This window comes from Pseudoalteromonas sp. R3, from assembly GCF_004014715.1.
GTDB lineage: Bacteria > Pseudomonadota > Gammaproteobacteria > Enterobacterales > Alteromonadaceae > Pseudoalteromonas.
In genome coordinates, this window is the sequence record NZ_CP034835.1 from 338,566 (window position 1) to 355,243 (window position 16,678).

Consider the following 16,678-nt stretch of genomic DNA (forward strand, 5'->3'; position numbering starts at 1 on the left):
CCTTACGAGGTGCCGCCATGAGTATCGACTTAAGTCAGTTTTTCGACGTTTTTTTTGAAGAAAGCTTTGAAGGGCTTGATGCGATGGAGTCCGAGCTACTAAACCTCGAACCAGGAAAAGAAGATCAGGAAACCATCAACACCATATTTCGGGCTGCACATTCTATTAAAGGTGGCAGTGGCACCTTTGGCTTTACGGCTGTCTCTGACTTCACGCATGTACTTGAGACGCTGCTTGATCAAATTCGCAATGGAGAACGCCAGCTTACCGCAGAGCACGTAAACTTGCTGCTCAAGGCCGTAGACTGCTTGCGTGCTATGTTGACGGCGTTACAAGCACAGCAGGAGCCTGAGCAAGAGGATGCGAATGAATTAAAGTTGCGTTTTGAAGCCATTCTCAATGGCGACAATGCCACAAGCAGTCAGACTGAAGAAGTCAGCGTACCTGAAGAAGCTACAAGCCTCCCGATCACCTTCCAGATCGATTTCAAGCCACTACCTTATCTGTTCAAAACGGGTAATGAACCCTTGTTTATGATCTCAGAGTTATCTGAGCTAGGTGAATTAGAAACGCAAGCATTGCATGATGAGCTGCCTAAATTTAAGCAACTAAATCCTGAAGATTGTTATTTGTATTGGCGGTTTTTTCTTACGACGACGCGCGGAGAGAGGGCAATTCGGGAAATATTCGAATGGGTTGAGGATGATGCCGAGATCACCATAGTTCAATGTGGAGGTTTGTTCGAAGAACCCGCCAGTGAGTTTTCTGAAAGCGATACGCAACATCCCCCTAGTGAACCCGAGCCGCAGGCTGACAGCCCAGCCCTTACAAAGCCTGTTCAGGAAATAAAGAAAGAGCCACCACCAGTTAAAGATGCCCGAAAAAATGCGGATCCCAGCACGACTTCCATTCGAGTGGGTATCGATAAAGTCGATTCACTGATTAATATGGTGGGTGAGCTGGTCATCACACAGGCGATGCTAAGCCAGATCGGCGAGCAGGAAATAACGGAGTCCAGTATCGCAGCATTACAGGAAGGTCTGGCACAGCTGGCGCATAATACGCGTGACCTTCAGGAAAATGTGATGCGCATTCGTATGCTGCCGATAAGCTTTGTTTTTAGCCGTTTTCCAAGGCTGGTGCGAGACATCTCACAAAAATTGAATAAGCAAGTGGAGCTTAAGTTGATTGGGGAGCAAACTGAGCTGGATAAAACAGTGATGGAAAAGCTCTCAGATCCTATGGTCCACTTGGTGCGTAATTCCCTGGATCACGGGCTAGAGACCCCAGAGCAACGTATCGCGCAAGGCAAAGACCCCGTTGGGACCGTCACACTAAACGCATTTCACCAAGGCGGTAATATTGTTATCGAAATAATGGACGATGGTAAAGGCCTGGATACAGAGAAAATTCGCAACAAAGCCATTCAAAACGGGCTGATCCAGGAGATGGATGAGCTCACAGTTGACGAAATTAACGAGCTGATATTCATGCCGGGATTTTCCACTGCGGACAATGTCAGTGAAATCTCCGGGCGCGGTGTCGGAATGGATGTCGTTCGTAAAAATATCCAGGCATTGAATGGATCTGTTGAGGTCAGCTCCGAAGCTGGAGTTGGTTCTACTTTTACAATTCGTCTGCCTCTCACTCTGGCAATTTTAGACGGTCAGCTCGTACAGGTTGCTGACCATACTTATATTATCCCTTTAATCTCTATTGTTGAGTCGTTACAAATTGATATTGCCAAAGTGAGCAACGTTGGCAAGGGGCTGCAGGTGTTGCGTTTGCGTGACGAATATATCCCGATACTGCGTTTGTACGATATTTTCAATCATAGAGGGGCCAGAGAAGAGCTCGATAAAACCTTACTGGTTGTTGTTGAAAATGACAATTATAAGGTTGGCATTCTAGTTGACGATTTGCTAGCGCAACAACAGGTCGTCATTAAAAGTTTAGAGGCCAATTACCAACGTGTTGATGGTATATCAGGTGCAACCATTTTGGGTGACGGAACGGTGTCTTTGATCATAGATATTAGTGGATTAATCAAGCTGAGCGGCCTAAGACGGCCTGGCTCTTCTGAATTACTTGTTGACCTGAAGGCGGACGAGGTGGTCACGGCATGACAGAGCATACAAAGTTAAATCAACAATTGGTACTGGACACCGAGAGTGATGAAAAACAGTTTCTGACATTCATGATGGATCAAGAAGAATACGGCATTGATATTTTAGCTGTCCAGGAAATTCGAGGCTGGGAGCCTGTCACCGTGATCCCCAATTCACCACCTTATGTGAAGGGAGCAATGAACTTACGTGGCACCATAGTTCCTATTATCGATTTACGGCAGCGTTTTGGTATTACACATATCGACTATGGTCCGCTAACGGTCGTCATAGTGGTTTCGGTGAAACTAAAAGAGCAAACCAAGTTGATGGGGATTGTCGTTGATGCTGTGTCTGATGTGTACAGTATCTCCGAAGAGAAAGCGAAAGATGTACCTGACTTCCAGGATTCTGAGAACGCCCAGTTCGTGCACGGGTTAGTCAATGTTGGGGAAAAAATGGTGGTGTTACTAAATCTGAAGAAAGTGCTCGATTTACACGATAAGAGCAGTGTTAAGAGCAACGGGGGCTGAGATGAGTAGTCAGAGTATTCAAAGTAGTTTAAATAATAAAATCTTAATTGCAGGGGCGATCTTGATTGTCAGTATCATACTTGGGCTCCAGCTCGGGGGCACAGGTTCTGAACAAATGAAGATGCTTTCGATAGCCCTGCCTGTGTTCGGTGTTGTGATTGCGTTGGGTTATCTAAGAATGGCGTTGTCAGCGTTAGGCGCTCAACTCGGCTGCGTGTATCGTGTTTTGCCCCATGTGTCTATGGATGACCAGAGTGCTTTGCACGCAATGGATCTCACTGACTTCCCAGAATTATTTCAAGCCCTAAATGTGGCTCATGAAGCGCAACAACAATCTGATCACACACAGGGTCTGTTGCTGGCTTTAAAGAGTTGCCAAGCCAATATTATGGTTGCGGACAAAGACCTGAATATTGTGTATTTAAACGATTCAGTCAAATCCATGTTAAGCGCGAATGAACGACAATTACAGGCTGAACTACCTGGGTTTAATGTTGCAAGCCTGATTGGCACCAACATTGATTCTTTCCATAAAAACCCGAGTCATCAACGTAATATTCTGGCCAATTTGCGAGAAACCTATCAAACCCAGATCAAAGTTGCGGGTCTGACTTTCGACTTAATTGCAACACCTGTATTTGATGACGGGCAGCGAATCGCGACGCTGGTGGAGTGGAAAGACCAAACTGAGTGGCTGGCGGCTGAAGAAAAGCATAGAAACCTAGCTGAGAAAAATGCGCGCATTTCCAGAGCTCTGGATGTATGTCAGGCAAATGTGATGCTGGCAGATGAGCACCTCAATATTGTTTATGTGAACGAGTCTGTGCTGGCGATGCTCAGTAAAAACCAAGAACAACTGCGCACGGTATTGCCTAACTTTGATGCTGATACGCTAATAGGCACCAACATTGATGTATTCCATGCTAATCCTCAACATCAGCGCGGTTTACTAAACAAACTGTCAGATGTCTACAATACAAATATTGTTGTTGCTGGCTTTAACTTTGGCCTGATTGCCACGCCTGTTTTTGATCAACACGGAACTCGTATCGGTACTGTGGTGGAGTGGGAAGATAAAACAGAACGTCTGGCTGAAGAGAAAAAAGCGCGCCAGACTGCCAGTGAAAATTTACGTGTGCGGCGAGCGCTTGATAACGTGCAAACCAATACCATGATAGCTGATTCAGATAACACGATAGTTTATATGAATCAGGCTGTACTTGAGATGATGAGAAACGCAGAGCCAGATCTGCGCAAGGATTTACCTAATTTCGACAGTAGTCAGCTAATCGGACAAAACATTGATGTATTCCATCGCAATCCTGCGCATCAGAGACGCCTACTGGAAACCTTGTCTAAACCCTATAAAACAGAGATTAAAGTGGGGGGGCGGACTTTTGGATTGGTTGCCAATCCGATCGTTACAGACACAGGTGAACGTGCGGGTACCGTCGTAGAGTGGGAAGACAGAACCGCTGAAGTCGCCATTGAACAGGAAGTGAATACCGTCGTTGAATCGGCTCGGGCAGGTAATCTGTCCGCCAGATTGGAGGAGGGTGACAAGCAGGGCTTCTATTTACGCTTAACACAGGGCCTGAATGGCTTATTGGAAAGCGTCGATTGTGCGGTAGCGGATACCGGCAACATGCTTGATGCCCTTGCTAGAGGAGATCTGACACAGCGAATTGAAGCGGAGTATCAGGGCGCGTTTGATAAGCTGAAGCAAGACGCGAACAGTACGGCTGACAAGCTAACCAATGTGTTAGAGCGGATCAGTGCCTCTGCTGGGTTAGTAGCCAGTGGTGCAGAGGAAATATCACAAGGTAATGCTGACTTAAGCCAGCGCACAGAAGAGCAGGCTTCTTCCCTTGAAGAAACAGCTTCAAGCATGGAGCAAATGACGAGCACAGTTCGTCAGAATGCTGACAATGCCAAAGTGGCAAATGAACTGGCCGAAGAAACCAGTGAAAAGGCAACTCGCGGTGGTGAAGTGGTTAATCGAGCGGTTGAAAGCATGTCTGCCATCAATGATGCGAGTAAGAAGATTGCGGATATCATCAGTGTGATAGACGAAATTGCCTTCCAGACAAATCTGCTGGCCCTGAACGCGGCAGTTGAGGCTGCGCGTGCTGGTGAGCAGGGGCGTGGCTTCGCTGTAGTCGCTGGCGAGGTGCGCAACTTGGCCCAGCGTTCGGCGGGTGCGGCAAAAGAAATCAAAGATTTGATCCGAGACAGTGTTAGCAAGGTTGAAGATGGTACGCTGTTAGTGAATGAATCGGGTGAGACGCTCAAAGAAATAGTTGCGTCAGTCAGGCGAGTGACAAATATGATCTCCGATATAGCTGATGCGTCGGTAGAGCAGAGTTCAGGGATTGAACAGGTTAATAAAGCGGTCACGCAAATGGATGAAATGACACAGCAAAACGCGGCGTTGGTTGAGCAAGCGTCCGCTGCTGGGGAGTCTATGGCGGAGCAGGCCAATGATATGCGTAATATGTTGAATTTTTTCAAAGTGGGTGAAGCGCCTGTTACTCATCAAGCAATACCTGAGCAAACTCAACCGACCAATGGCCAGGCCCGTACACCGATTGGCTTATCGGCTCCTCAAAATCGTCCAGCACGGCAGCCGCTGGAGCCAACTGCCAATCGCTTTGCAGACGACTCTGAGGAGTGGGAAGAGTTTTAATCGCTGAGAGTTCGTTATAACTTTTACGGAGCTGCAATGCTTTAACGGGTGCAGCTCCGCCTTGGAAACAGGTCTTTGTCACCCGGAGTAATTTACAGAGATAGCATATGGCATAGCAGGCCACGGGAGTTGAGACTTCACTGCGTATGAGTGAGCAGAGATATGAAAGAATTTTTGATGACCGACGAGGACTTCAGCAGCATCTCTCGACGCGTTTATGAAACATGTGGCATTGTGCTTGGGCCTCACAAGCGTGATATGGTGTACTCGCGGCTTGCACGCAGGGTGAGAGCGAACGGATTAAGCTCTTTTTCTGCCTACCTTGAATTCCTAAATGAAGATACGGATGCTGAGTTTAGCCACTTTATAAATGCCATCACGACAAACCTGACCTCTTTTTTTCGTGAGTCACACCACTTTGATTTTTTGCATCAACAAGTGATCCCTCAGCTAAAGGAGAGGCATAAAACAGACAGGCGTGTCAGGATATGGTCTGCTGGTTGCTCTACTGGGGAAGAAGCATACAGCATTGCTATGACAATCAGCAATGCGTTCCCAACGGACTGGGATGTAAAGGTACTGGCAACTGATCTGGACTCCAATGTTTTGCACAAAGGGCAAGAGGGTATCTACAACAGTGCTTCTGTGACCGGCCTGACCAATGAGCACTTAAAAAAGTGGTTTATGTGCAGCCCAGATGGAACTCAGTACAGAGTAAAAGATAAGTTGCGGGCAAGTGTGTACTTTAAGCGCCTAAATTTGCTTGAGCCCTGGCCTATGAAAGGTCCTTTCGATGTGATTTTTTGTCGTAATGTGCTGATTTATTTTGACAAGGCAACAAAGGACAGATTGTTTGAAAACTTCTACCAATTGCTGGCAGAGCAAGGCTATTTGTTTATTGGCCATTCCGAGACAATGGGCAAGGAGCATCTGGAGTTTAAAAACTTGGGGAAAACTATGTATCAAAAGGCAGCACAGATATGAATCAGTTTCAGCCAGTATTACGTGGCTTTGAGCATGTAAAACGGTTCTGGGACTCTGGTCGGGGGGCTGTGGTGGCAAAAGTGCTGCCAGGAGAGTTTTATGTGTCTAAAAGCGACGAACTGATTTCAACTGTCTTGGGCTCTTGTATTGCAGCATGCATCTATGATGAGAGACAAGGTGTTGGGGGAATGAACCACTTTATGTTACCTGGCGTAAAAGGCTCCTCCTCAATCCATGCTGACGACCTTAATTGTCGCTATGGGAACTGGGCGATGGAATACCTGATTAACGAAGTGATTAAAAATGGTGCCAGGCGAGAAAACCTGAAAATAAAATTGTTTGGTGGAGGGAAAATCATCAGCTCGATGACTGACATAGGTAATGGCAACATTCGATTTGCACAGGCCTATGTCGAGGAAGAGCAGCTCACTCTAGTTTCCCATGATGTCGGCGGCCCATGGCCAAGAAAGGTGGTATTTCACCCTCAAACCGGCAAAGCTCAGGTTAAAAAGCTACGCCAGATGCACAATGACACCATTGAAAAACGCGAGGTCAAATATCTGCATGATATTGAAGAGCAAGGCAAACAAACTGATATTGAGCTGTTTTAGAGGGAATGCATGATTAAGGTATTGATAGTTGACGACTCCCCATCTCTCAGAGCTATATTAACGGCGGTTTTGGAGGCAGCAGATGATATTAAGGTGGTTGGAGCTGCAGAAGACCCTTATCAGGCGCGAGACATGATCAAGCAGTTGAACCCTGATGTGTTAACGCTCGATATAGAAATGCCGAAAATGAACGGGCTGAGCTTTCTTAAAAATCTTATGCGATTGCGTCCTATGCCCGTAATTATGCTGTCGACCTTAACGCAACAGGGGTCCCCCGCGACACTGGAGGCGCTTGAATTGGGAGCGATCGATTTTATTGCCAAGCCAACTTCAAATGTCGCTGAAAAACTTAATGCCTACGCGGAGAAACTACATCAGAAAATAAGAATTGCTCGCCAGGCCAACCTCTACGCTTTTCGTGCAGAAAAAGATGCCAGTCAAGTGCCGGTCTCTCAGCATACACAGTTTAAAAGCAGCGCTGTTTTGGCATTAGGCGCATCTACCGGTGGTACCGAAGCGCTGCGTGAAGTTTTGGTACGTTTACCCAAACATTGTCCCCCGTTGTAATAGCACAGCATATTCCTCCCGTGTTTAGTACTTCGTTTGCGCTGCGTATGGACCGTTGTTGTGATGTGCATGTGAAAGAAGCAGAGGACGGTGATGTCCTTATGCCCGGTAATGTGTTTATTGCACCGGGAGATATGCACCTTAAAATCGTTCAAAAAGGTGGGCGTCTGCAATGCCAACTCTGCCAGAGTGAAAAAGTTAATCGGCATCGGCCTTCTGTTGATGTGTTGTTCGATTCTCTGTTGCCATGGGCAAAGCAAGTAAGTGCAGGCCTGTTAACCGGTATGGGCAGTGATGGTGCGGCAGCCTTGTTACGTCTCAAAGAGGCTGGGGCAAAAACACTGGCACAGGATGAAGCCACATCAGTTGTGTGGGGCATGCCCCGAGCCGCCGTTGAATTCCAGGCGGCTGAGAAAGTAGTTCCCTTGTCTAAAGTGACAATGGAGTTGCTTAACGCTGTGAAGCGTCAGTAATAACCCACGGCTGCGAGTACCAATAGAACTGCCCGCTAAAGCGTTTAGACGGTGCTGTACAATTGTATCGCGAACGGCCATTCGGTAAAGGTTTGGTGGTTGTAATGGTCACTGTCTTTGTTCCCTGCCAAGTTAAATCTGCTTTGCCTAAACCTGAAACGAAACAAGCAAACTGGTTTTGGTAGAAATCCATCTCTTTAAAAGTCAGTGTGATTGATGGGGTCCGATTAACCGTGACCGAGTCCTGATAGTCAGTTTTGGCAAGTGAAAAGGCCAGCGAGTACAGTTTGGTTTTTAAGGTGTTTAAATTGGCATAAATGCCGGATGCAGGAAATCGTGGCAGCCGGGTAAAGTCTGAGTCTGGCCCCACGGCACCGGAATGTTGCCCAATCCCAACCAGGCCAAGTTCCGCGACTAGCTCTTGTAAAGGACGATCGAACTCGCCGTAGGGATAAGCGATATAAGGTAAGTCATGACCTATTTCTTCTTTGATCCTGGCTTGTGACCAAACCAAATCCTGGCGGATCCGGCTACGCCATTGCGCCTGGCTTTCTCCTGCCTTTTTGAGGTGTAAATAGTCATGTTGCGCACTGTGGTTGGCGATTAATGCGCCGCGTTTTGACAGTTGTCGTAGCTGCTCCCAGCTCATGACGTAGCCTTTCTTTTCATCGATAAGCTTAGGATTAACAAAAATTGTATAAGGGTAGCCAAACTGTTCAAGTACAGGTGCGGCGGCTTCCATATTGTTCAGGTAGCCATCATCAAAGGTGATGGCGACTGTTTTAGGCGGCAGGGTTTTTCCCGCTTGTAGCTGCTGAATTAGTTCATCTAACGCAATAACTGAGAACTGCTCCGATTTAAGAAAGTTCAGGTGCTGGCGAAAAGTTGCTTCACTGACGCTGGTCACTGCCGGCAGTTTTTCACTGACATGATGATATTGTAGAATGACCGCGGCCAGGCCTGTTCGGGTATTGAATAAAACGAGTATAAGAACTAATACATGAAACCACTTAATCGAGCGCATACTTCCCACCATTTTCAGTTGCTTGCTATTGCTGCTCCGATGATTTTATCAAATATCTCGGTGCCCCTGTTAGGGTTAGTTGACACCGCAGTGATTGGTCATTTGAGTGATGCATATTATCTTGCCGGGATAGCCCTGGGTTCTGGCAGTATTGCTTTGCTGTTCTGGCTGGCTAGTTTTCTGCGTATGAGTACCACGGGGGAGATTGCCCAGGCATATGGTCAGCAAGACTCAGGTCGGGCGCTGCAATCACTCTCGGCCAGTATGAGCTTTGCTCTGGCATTTGCGTTGTTGTTGATAGTGTGTACGCCGTGGTTGCTTGAACTCATTGCTGTGTTGTCCGGGGCATCGCCTCAGGTGCTTGAGCAAGCTGAGGTGTACTTCTCTATTAGAATTTATAGTGCGCCAGCGGCCATGTTAAACCTGGTGATGCTTGGGTTTATGTTGGGAATGCAATACGGGCGTGGTCCTTTCTATGTGGTGCTGTTTACTAATATTGTCAATATAGTGCTGGATGTATTGTTTGTGGTGGTGTTGGAGTTTGCCGTTGCAGGTGCCGCCTGGGCATCAGTGATTGCGGACTATTCGGCACTGGTATTGTCTTGCTGTCTGCTTCGCAAGGTGCTGAACGGTGCTGGCTGGCAGTGGCAGCTCAAAGTTCCTAACCGAGAAGAGGTACAGCGTTTGCTGCACCTGAATCGTGATATTTTCATTCGTTCACTCATGCTGCAGTTGTGTTTTAGCTTTATGACCTTTTATGGAGCAAGATTGGGAGAAGATATTTTGGCTGCCAATGCGGTGTTGCTGAACTTCCTGATGCTGGTGAGTTTTGCGATGGATGGCATTGCCTATGCGGTCGAGGCGAAAGTCGGGCAGGCAAAAGGTGCCCGAGATCTGTTTATGTTAAGGCGCTGGGTTCGGATCAGTTGTATCTGGGCTGGTTGCTTTGCATTGTTGTATACTGGAATATTTACGCTTTTTGGTTCGTTTGTGATTGGTTTATTGACTGATATTCCTGCTGTTATCGATACTGCGCAAGTATATTTGCCCTGGTTGATAGTGCTTCCATTGATTGCAACAAGCTGTTTTTTGTTTGATGGTGTTTTCGTAGGTTTGACCCGCGCAAAAGAAATGCGCAACAGTATGTTATTGTCTGCTGTGCTGGGGTTCTTTGTACCGTTCTGGCTTGCTCAGCATTGGGGGAATCATGGCTTATGGTTTGCGATGAGTTGTTTTATGGGGTTGAGGGGGCTGACTCTGATACTGAAATATCGACAGCTGAGTGTCAGGCAGCAGTTACTGAATTAGATTAATGAATGAGGGATCTGTATTATTCCTCAAAGGCCTTTTTGGCTGCTGCTTTAGCAGATTCTCGTGCCGATAGCACCTGAGAAAAACGATTAGCGAAAATACCCAGATAACCATAACCGGCAACACCCAGTGCGGGTACCAGAACTATCATTCCAGGCAGTTGCAGCCAGGGCTGATAAAAATAGCCTAAGGCAATGAGCACCATACTCAGAACAAATAAGGCCAGCCCAGAGAGGAAGAATCGCAGGCTACGCTTAGGGTGCGACCCTAAGCGATATATTAAATGCCGCATACGGATTTAATAGTAGGAGTGATCGCCCCGTGAGTGCTCGGTGATATCACGGACGCCGGTGATTTCCTCGAACTTGGCGATCATTTCTTTTTCGATACCTTCTTTGAGTGTGACATCGATCATAGAGCAGCCGTTACAACCACCACCGAATTGTAATACGGCAATGCCCTCAGCTGTGATTTCAACCAGGCTGACCTGGCCACCGTGATTGGCCAGTTGAGGGTTTACCTCAGTCACCAGCATATGCTCGACACGTTCTTCCAGTGACGCATTGTTGCTAAGCTTTTTCGCTTTCGCGTTAGGCGCTTTAAGGGTCAGTTGGCTGCCCATTTTATCAGTGACAAAGTCGATCTCTGCTTCTTCAAGGAAGGGGGCACTTTCTGCGTCGACAACAGCATCAAATCCATTGAATGGTAAGCGGATATCGCTGTCTTCAACGGCATCGGCTGGACAATATGAAACGCCACATTCAGCCTGAGCTGTACCTGGGTTTACGACGAATACGCGAATGTTTGTACCATCGGCTTGATCGGCCAATAGCTTGGCAAAGTGTGACTGAGCTGTCTCTGAAATTGTGATCATAATCTACGCTATACTTGACTAAATTACTCGGTTAATCCCTATGATACTCCCCTCATCTTGTTGTAGCTAGTGTTGGGCGTAAAAATTTGCAGCAACTTGAGCCTCATTGCTAGCGTACTGGCTGGTTAATAATTGCCGGAGTAGATGGAGTAACTATGTATCGACTGTTAATCGTGCTGTGTGTGTTGAGTTTGCAACTCAGCGCTAAGCCACTGAGTTTTTATTTTGATGACACACAACAATTTGATCCACTCGTTCCAAAACCACATGAGGTGCTGGGGTATGAAGTCGGAGAGTGGCATGTGCGTCCGGAGCAATTGGTACACTACTTAAGCAAGTTGGCAGAGACAAGCCCGCGGGTAACAATAAAGACCATAGGTCACAGCCATGAACATCGGCCACTGGTATTGCTGACCATTACCAATGAAAGCAGGCTTAGAGACATAGAGGCGGTAAAAAAAGCACATTTGAGCGCGTTTGAACAGCCACAGCCTCGCAAAGAGGCGCCGGCCATAGTCTGGCTTGGTTATAGTGTTCATGGCAATGAGCCATCGGGCAGTAACACGGCCATGCTGGTGGCTTACTACCTGGCGGCTGCTCAGGGGGAGAAAATAGATGCCTTGTTGCGCGATACCGTGATATTGCTAGACCCGTCACTGAACCCAGACGGGTTGGCACGATTTGCTAACTGGGCCAACAGTCACCGCGGTCAGGTACTGTCAAGCGATCCTCAACACAGAGAGCATGTTGAAGGCTGGCCCTCAGGCAGAACCAATCACTATTGGTTTGACTTAAACCGGGACTGGCTGTTGTTGCAGCACCCAGAATCTCAGGCACGGATCGCAGCATTTCATGAGTGGAAGCCTAATGTTTTAGCTGATTTTCACGAAATGGGTCCTAATTCAAGCTACTTTTTCCAGCCTGGGATCCCATCGCGCACGCATCCACTGACACCCGAGCGCAACCAAAGTTTAACTGCGGCCATTGGTCAGTTTCATGCAGATGCACTGGACCAGACCGGTCAGCTATATTTTACTCAGGAAAGTTTTGACGACTTTTACTATGGCAAAGGGTCAACCTATCCAGATATCAATGGATCAGTGGGCATTCTGTTTGAGCAGGCCAGTAGCCGTGGTCATGCACAAGAGACCATTAACGGTTTGCTGACCTTTCCAGAGACGATCAAGAATCAGCTTATCACTTCATTTTCAACAATTCAGGGAGCGGCTGCGAACCGTCAGGCACTACTTGATTACCAGCAGCACTTTTATTCAAGTGCCCTCAAAGAAGCTAAACAACAAGACTTTCAGGGGTATGTGGTGTCCGCCGGTAAAGATCCTTATCGATTAAAGCAGTTTGTTGAGCTACTGAGCCAGCACCAGGTGAAGGCGTATCGACTGGAAAAACCCTTGAAGATTAAAGCGCAACTGTTTAAAGCTGGGGATCTTTACATCCCACTGGCGCAGCCTCAGGTCCGCCTCATTCTGGCTATGTTCAGTGAGCAAACGCATTTTAAAGACAATACATTTTACGATGTATCGGGATGGACCTTGCCACATGCGTACGATCTGGACTTTGCACAGGTCACCAGCAGCTGGGGTCTGAATGTCAGTGACACCCAGTGGCAGCCGGCTGCCTTGAGTGAACCAGAGCCCCTGCCTGGCAAAGCGTACGCTTATGCTTTCTCATGGCAGCATTATCTGGCACCCAAGTTACTCAACCAGCTATTGACACAAGGGCTGGAAGCGCGTGTTGCATTGCAGTCATTCACTGCCAGATTGGAAAACAAAGAGCAGCATTTTGATGCCGGCACGATAGTGATCCCTGCGGGACTGCAAAACCAGGATGACTGGCAGCACGTGCTGATAAAACAGGCAATGGAACTCGGTATCCCACTTACAGCCATCAGCTCGGGTCTGACGCCTCAGGGTATCGATTTAGGTTCTCGTCGAATGATGCCGCTACGCAAGCCTGAAGTATTATTGGTAGGAGGGCAGGGCACCAGTCAGTATGAAGTGGGTGAAGTCTGGTACCACCTCGACAGGCATGTAGGGATTGCGCCAAGTATCATAGAGTTAAATCGCCTTGAGCGGGTTGATCTGAGTCGTTATAGCCACATTGTGCTGGCTGATGGACGCTATTCAGCGCTGAGCAAAAAAGCACAAGCTGCCATTATCAGCTGGGTTCAAAAAGGTGGTGTGATCTGGGGTCATAAGCGCGGAGCGCAGTGGCTGATAGAGCATCAATTGCTCAATGCCAAAGCCATCGGTAGCAAAGAAATGCGCGCGGCGTTTGATACTAAGAGGCTGCGCTTTGAAGATAAAGAGCAACTGGCCGCACAACAACGTATTGCAGGTGCCATTTTTGGGACTGAATTAGATGTGTCCCATCCACTGGCCTTTGGTTTTGAGAACAACACCTTACCAGTATTCAAAAATAGCACCTGGGTTATTGAGTCCAATGAAGCCCCGTTCCTGGACGTAGCTGTGTATCAACAGCAGCCGTTACTGGCGGGTTATGCCGATGAGCGAAATGTCTCACAAATCGCAAAATCAGCAGCTCTGGTCGCTGACAGCTATGGAAATGGAGTGGTCATCGCGATGACAGACAACCCTGTTTTTCGCGGTTTCTGGTATGGCAGCAGCAGATTGTTTAATAATGCGCTCTTTTTCGCACACGCGCTTCATTAGGCCGGTGTCAGGCACGTAGCACATGCCCAGATCTGTTCAGCGCCAGCGTGACGACAGAGCTGGGCGGCAGCATTTAACGTTGCCCCTGTAGTGATCACATCGTCAACCAACAAAATACGCCTGCCAGCCAGCGTTTCTGATAAGGTAAAAGCCTGACGCTGGTTGTGCAATCGAGCCCTGCGATTTAGCGATTGCTGGGCTCGGGTTATGCGTTTCGATAAAACGGGTAGAATAGATAGCTGGGTTTCAAGTACTCGGCCCCAGGTCTGCATCACCTGATTAAAGCCACGATTGACCAAGCGGTGTTTAGGCAAAGGGATAATAATAGCGGCATCAGCCTCAATCAGTTGCTCCTCACAGTAACACTGCCACTGGTGCGTGATGACCTGGCGCAGCAAGCAGGCTGCATGATTCCTCTGATGCAGTTTTAAATCACACAACCAACGTTTTAGGGCACCACGATACCAGCCACAGGCTATCAGTCCATCACAGTCGGGCAAGTTGAATTGTGCTTGTATATCAGGGCGTAATAACAGATTCCCCTCCGCGGGAGAGAAAAGTGGCAGGGCTTCCAGACATGACGGGCACAGGCCTGTGGTGTCAGTTGGGTTGCGGCAACAAGCACACTGGCAGGGGAACAGAGTCTGTGTGATTACACGGGATAATGACATTGCTTTCCATCCTTGAATCGCTATCATAGCGACAAGTTTGGTTGAGGAAGTGAGTTAATGCAAAGCGAAATTGTCCTACTGCACGGCTGGGGAATGAATAAACAAGTATGGCAGCTGAGTGTTGAACAGCTTCAGCAGACGCAGGCTTTGCCCGTTCGTGCGATCAATTTACCAGGCTTTGGTGGCGCGGCATTTCCTGAACACATCTCCACCTTAGATGAGGTTGCAGATGACATTGCAGCTCAATTGGGCAATGACTCAGTGCTGGTTGGCTGGTCTCTGGGTGGACTTGTGGCCCTTAATCTGGCGCATCGATATCCGGAAAAAGTTGCCAAACTTGTGCTGGTGGCATCTAATCCTTGCTTTGTGGAGCAGCCTGACTGGCCTGGAATTAAACCGAAAGTGCTGGCAGGGTTTAAACAAGCACTGGCAGATGACAGCGCCAAAACCATCGAGCGATTTCTTGCGATTCAGGCTATGGGCAGCGAACATGCCCGGGATGACATTAAACAATTGCGTCAGCTGTTAGGTCAGCTACCAGCTGCGCATCCCAAAGCACTCAGCCTTGGGCTGGATGCATTACAAAACTGTGATTACCGCGCTGATTTTGCTGCACTCAGTCAGCCTGTATTCGGGCTGTTTGGTCGCCTCGATGCACTGGTACCGAGCGATGTGATTGAGCGAATGGCCACACTCAATCCGCAGTTCAAGGCGTTTACCTTTCCCAAAGCATCACATGCACCGTTTATTTCCCATAAAGATGAGTTTGTTACTCATTTAAAATCAATTCTTTAGTTTTCCACAATGGAAAAAGCGGCAAATTTTTGCCGCCTTTACTTTATTTCGTCTATAAATTGAGCAATAATTAGGTTGAGATTTTCTAACTTTAGGGCGAGATATGGCAGTCAATGATATCCTCAATGCAGGTGTTCAGGGTTTTGAGTTTGCCCGTCAAAGTGCCGAGCAAGCCGCAGCCGATATCAATAAGGCAACACTGGACCAGCAAAGTGAGCAGCAGGTTGCACAGCAACGGCAACTGCAGGGCGCATCCAGTAGTGAAGGCGTCACTGCACCTGTGGGACAACCCCCCAGATTAGATGAAGCCGTGGTCGACCTAAAGGTAGCGGAATTTAATGCCAAAGCGAACGCGCAGACTATTCGTACAGCTGACGAAGTATTGGGTACTTTGATTGATATTAAAGTGTAATGAATATAGTAACGCCACCCCCGGCGATGAACCTAAACACGGCGAACGTCTACACTGAGACGGCGCAACGTGACAATCAACTCCGCGAGGTTATTCCAAAACCTGCGCCGGTCTCCCCTGCGTTTACTGAAAACAAGCCGCTATCTGACGGTGAAAAACAAAAAACTTTTTCTGCCGATGATTCCGGCCTGTACGATAGTACAGGTCAGCTTAAAGATGGTAAGACGATTGAAGAGCGTCAGGAGGGGGAACAAGGTGAGCAGGGCAATCAACAGGAGCAGCAAGACCCGCAGGAGCTAAGCGATCGTGAACAGGCGGAACTGGAAGCAGAGCAAGCTCAGCTACAAGAGCTAAAAGACCGGGATCGGGAAGTGCGTCTGCACGAAGAAGCACATGCCAGAGTGGGTGGTCAGTATGCAGGGTCGCCCAGCTATGAATATCAACGCGGTCCGGACGGCAACAATTATGCTGTCGGTGGTGAAGTGATGATTGACGTAGCACCCACCGGGGATCCGCGTGAAACCATAGACAAAATGCAAACGGTTCGTGCAGCAGCGTTAGCGCCGGCAGAGCCTTCGGGTGCAGACAGAGCTATCGCAGCTGATGCAACGGCCAAAATTGCACAGGCTCAGGCTGACCTTGCCAAACAATCTATCAGTGGTGAAGAAGCGGATGAAAACAACAATCGCGTTGTGGGATATCAAACTCGTCGTCTGAATGAAGATGAGTTAAGCGAGCAGCAACCTGAATCCGCGCGATTGGAAGAAGAGGTAGATCCATTCGCGGTAGCACTGCCTATCGACAGGGATCCTGAAATAGCGTCACGGGCACTGAGAATAGAAGGTTTTTATGGTCATGTTGCCAAGCCCAAAGAAGCGTCTCAGCTGTCGGTGGTAATTTAAATAGCAAATAAGCCTAATCAGCTTAACGACACAGGCCCGC

Annotated in this window: 14 protein-coding genes and 1 pseudogene; 11 read left to right on the plus strand and 4 right to left on the minus strand. The window is 48.0% G+C overall.

Annotation, left to right across the window (positions count from 1 at the left end):
* The first annotated feature begins 17 nt into the window (after positions 1 to 17).
* The 6 genes and pseudogenes from ELR70_RS06420 to ELR70_RS06445 all read left to right on the plus strand — a co-directional run bounded on the left by ELR70_RS06420 (position 18) and on the right by ELR70_RS06445 (position 7,959).
* Positions 18 to 2,126, plus strand: a complete 2,109-nt coding sequence (locus ELR70_RS06420) for a chemotaxis protein CheA (RefSeq protein WP_054017520.1) — start codon at positions 18 to 20, stop codon at positions 2,124 to 2,126.
* Positions 2,123 to 2,638 carry a chemotaxis protein CheW gene (locus tag ELR70_RS06425; RefSeq protein WP_054017521.1) on the plus strand — a complete coding sequence of 172 codons (516 nt, stop codon included), beginning with the start codon at positions 2,123 to 2,125 and terminating at the stop codon, positions 2,636 to 2,638. The genes ELR70_RS06420 and ELR70_RS06425 overlap by 4 nt, the downstream gene beginning before the upstream one ends.
* 1 nt (position 2,639) lies before the next feature.
* Positions 2,640 to 5,324, plus strand: a complete 2,685-nt coding sequence (locus tag ELR70_RS06430; protein ID WP_054017522.1) for a methyl-accepting chemotaxis protein — start codon at positions 2,640 to 2,642, stop codon at positions 5,322 to 5,324.
* A 162-nt stretch (positions 5,325 to 5,486) separates the two neighbouring features.
* On the plus strand, positions 5,487 to 6,308 hold the full coding sequence (locus tag ELR70_RS06435; protein WP_054017523.1) for a protein-glutamate O-methyltransferase CheR: 822 nt from the start codon (positions 5,487 to 5,489) through the stop codon (positions 6,306 to 6,308).
* The gene (cheD, locus tag ELR70_RS06440) at positions 6,305 to 6,919 is read left to right on the plus strand and encodes a chemoreceptor glutamine deamidase CheD (protein ID WP_054017524.1); all 615 of its coding nucleotides are present in this window, start codon (positions 6,305 to 6,307) and stop codon (positions 6,917 to 6,919) included. The genes ELR70_RS06435 and cheD overlap by 4 nt, the downstream gene beginning before the upstream one ends.
* Before the next feature lie 9 nt (positions 6,920 to 6,928).
* Positions 6,929 to 7,959 (plus strand): annotated as a pseudogene (locus tag ELR70_RS06445) (chemotaxis response regulator protein-glutamate methylesterase).
* Here the strand turns inward: ELR70_RS06445 and ELR70_RS06450 are convergent.
* Positions 7,937 to 8,983: a polysaccharide deacetylase family protein gene (locus ELR70_RS06450; protein ID WP_128064525.1), complete on the minus strand. Its 1,047-nt coding sequence runs from the start codon at positions 8,981 to 8,983 to the stop codon at positions 7,937 to 7,939. The pseudogene ELR70_RS06445 and the gene ELR70_RS06450 overlap by 23 nt on opposite strands.
* Here ELR70_RS06450 and dinF point away from each other — a divergent pair.
* Complete coding sequence (gene dinF, locus ELR70_RS06455) at positions 8,960 to 10,291, plus strand: MATE family efflux transporter DinF (RefSeq protein ID WP_082353387.1); 1,332 nt, start codon at positions 8,960 to 8,962, stop codon at positions 10,289 to 10,291. The genes ELR70_RS06450 and dinF overlap by 24 nt on opposite strands.
* A 22-nt stretch (positions 10,292 to 10,313) precedes the next feature.
* On the opposite strand, the gene ELR70_RS06460 is transcribed toward dinF, so the two are convergent.
* The gene (locus tag ELR70_RS06460; protein ID WP_054017528.1) at positions 10,314 to 10,586 is read right to left on the minus strand and encodes a hypothetical protein; all 273 of its coding nucleotides are present in this window, start codon (positions 10,584 to 10,586) and stop codon (positions 10,314 to 10,316) included.
* Positions 10,587 to 10,592: 6 nt separating this feature from the next.
* On the minus strand, positions 10,593 to 11,168 hold the full coding sequence (gene nfuA, locus ELR70_RS06465; RefSeq protein WP_046007063.1) for a Fe-S biogenesis protein NfuA: 576 nt from the start codon (positions 11,166 to 11,168) through the stop codon (positions 10,593 to 10,595).
* 155 nt (positions 11,169 to 11,323) lie between these two features.
* On the opposite strand from nfuA, the gene ELR70_RS06470 reads away from it, so the two are divergent.
* The gene (locus ELR70_RS06470) at positions 11,324 to 13,858 is read left to right on the plus strand and encodes a M14 metallopeptidase family protein (protein ID WP_054017529.1); all 2,535 of its coding nucleotides are present in this window, start codon (positions 11,324 to 11,326) and stop codon (positions 13,856 to 13,858) included.
* Here the strand turns inward: ELR70_RS06470 and ELR70_RS06475 are convergent.
* Positions 13,855 to 14,529 (minus strand): phosphoribosyltransferase family protein, encoded by a 675-nt coding sequence (locus ELR70_RS06475; RefSeq protein ID WP_054017530.1) that lies wholly within the window; start codon positions 14,527 to 14,529, stop codon positions 13,855 to 13,857. The two genes, ELR70_RS06470 and ELR70_RS06475, sit on opposite strands and share 4 nt — an antisense overlap.
* Positions 14,530 to 14,586: 57 nt before the next feature.
* On the opposite strand from ELR70_RS06475, the gene bioH reads away from it, so the two are divergent.
* The 3 genes from bioH (at position 14,587) to ELR70_RS06490 (ending at position 16,638) form a co-directional block, all read left to right on the plus strand.
* Positions 14,587 to 15,324 (plus strand): pimeloyl-ACP methyl ester esterase BioH, encoded by a 738-nt coding sequence (bioH, locus tag ELR70_RS06480; RefSeq protein WP_054017531.1) that lies wholly within the window; start codon positions 14,587 to 14,589, stop codon positions 15,322 to 15,324.
* A gap of 103 nt (positions 15,325 to 15,427) precedes the next feature.
* Positions 15,428 to 15,736, plus strand: coding sequence for a hypothetical protein (locus ELR70_RS06485; protein WP_054017532.1), 309 nt, complete (start codon positions 15,428 to 15,430; stop codon positions 15,734 to 15,736).
* Positions 15,736 to 16,638, plus strand: coding sequence for a putative metalloprotease CJM1_0395 family protein (locus ELR70_RS06490; protein WP_054017533.1), 903 nt, complete (start codon positions 15,736 to 15,738; stop codon positions 16,636 to 16,638). The genes ELR70_RS06485 and ELR70_RS06490 overlap by 1 nt, the downstream gene beginning before the upstream one ends.
* The last annotated feature ends 40 nt before the right edge of the window (positions 16,639 to 16,678 follow it).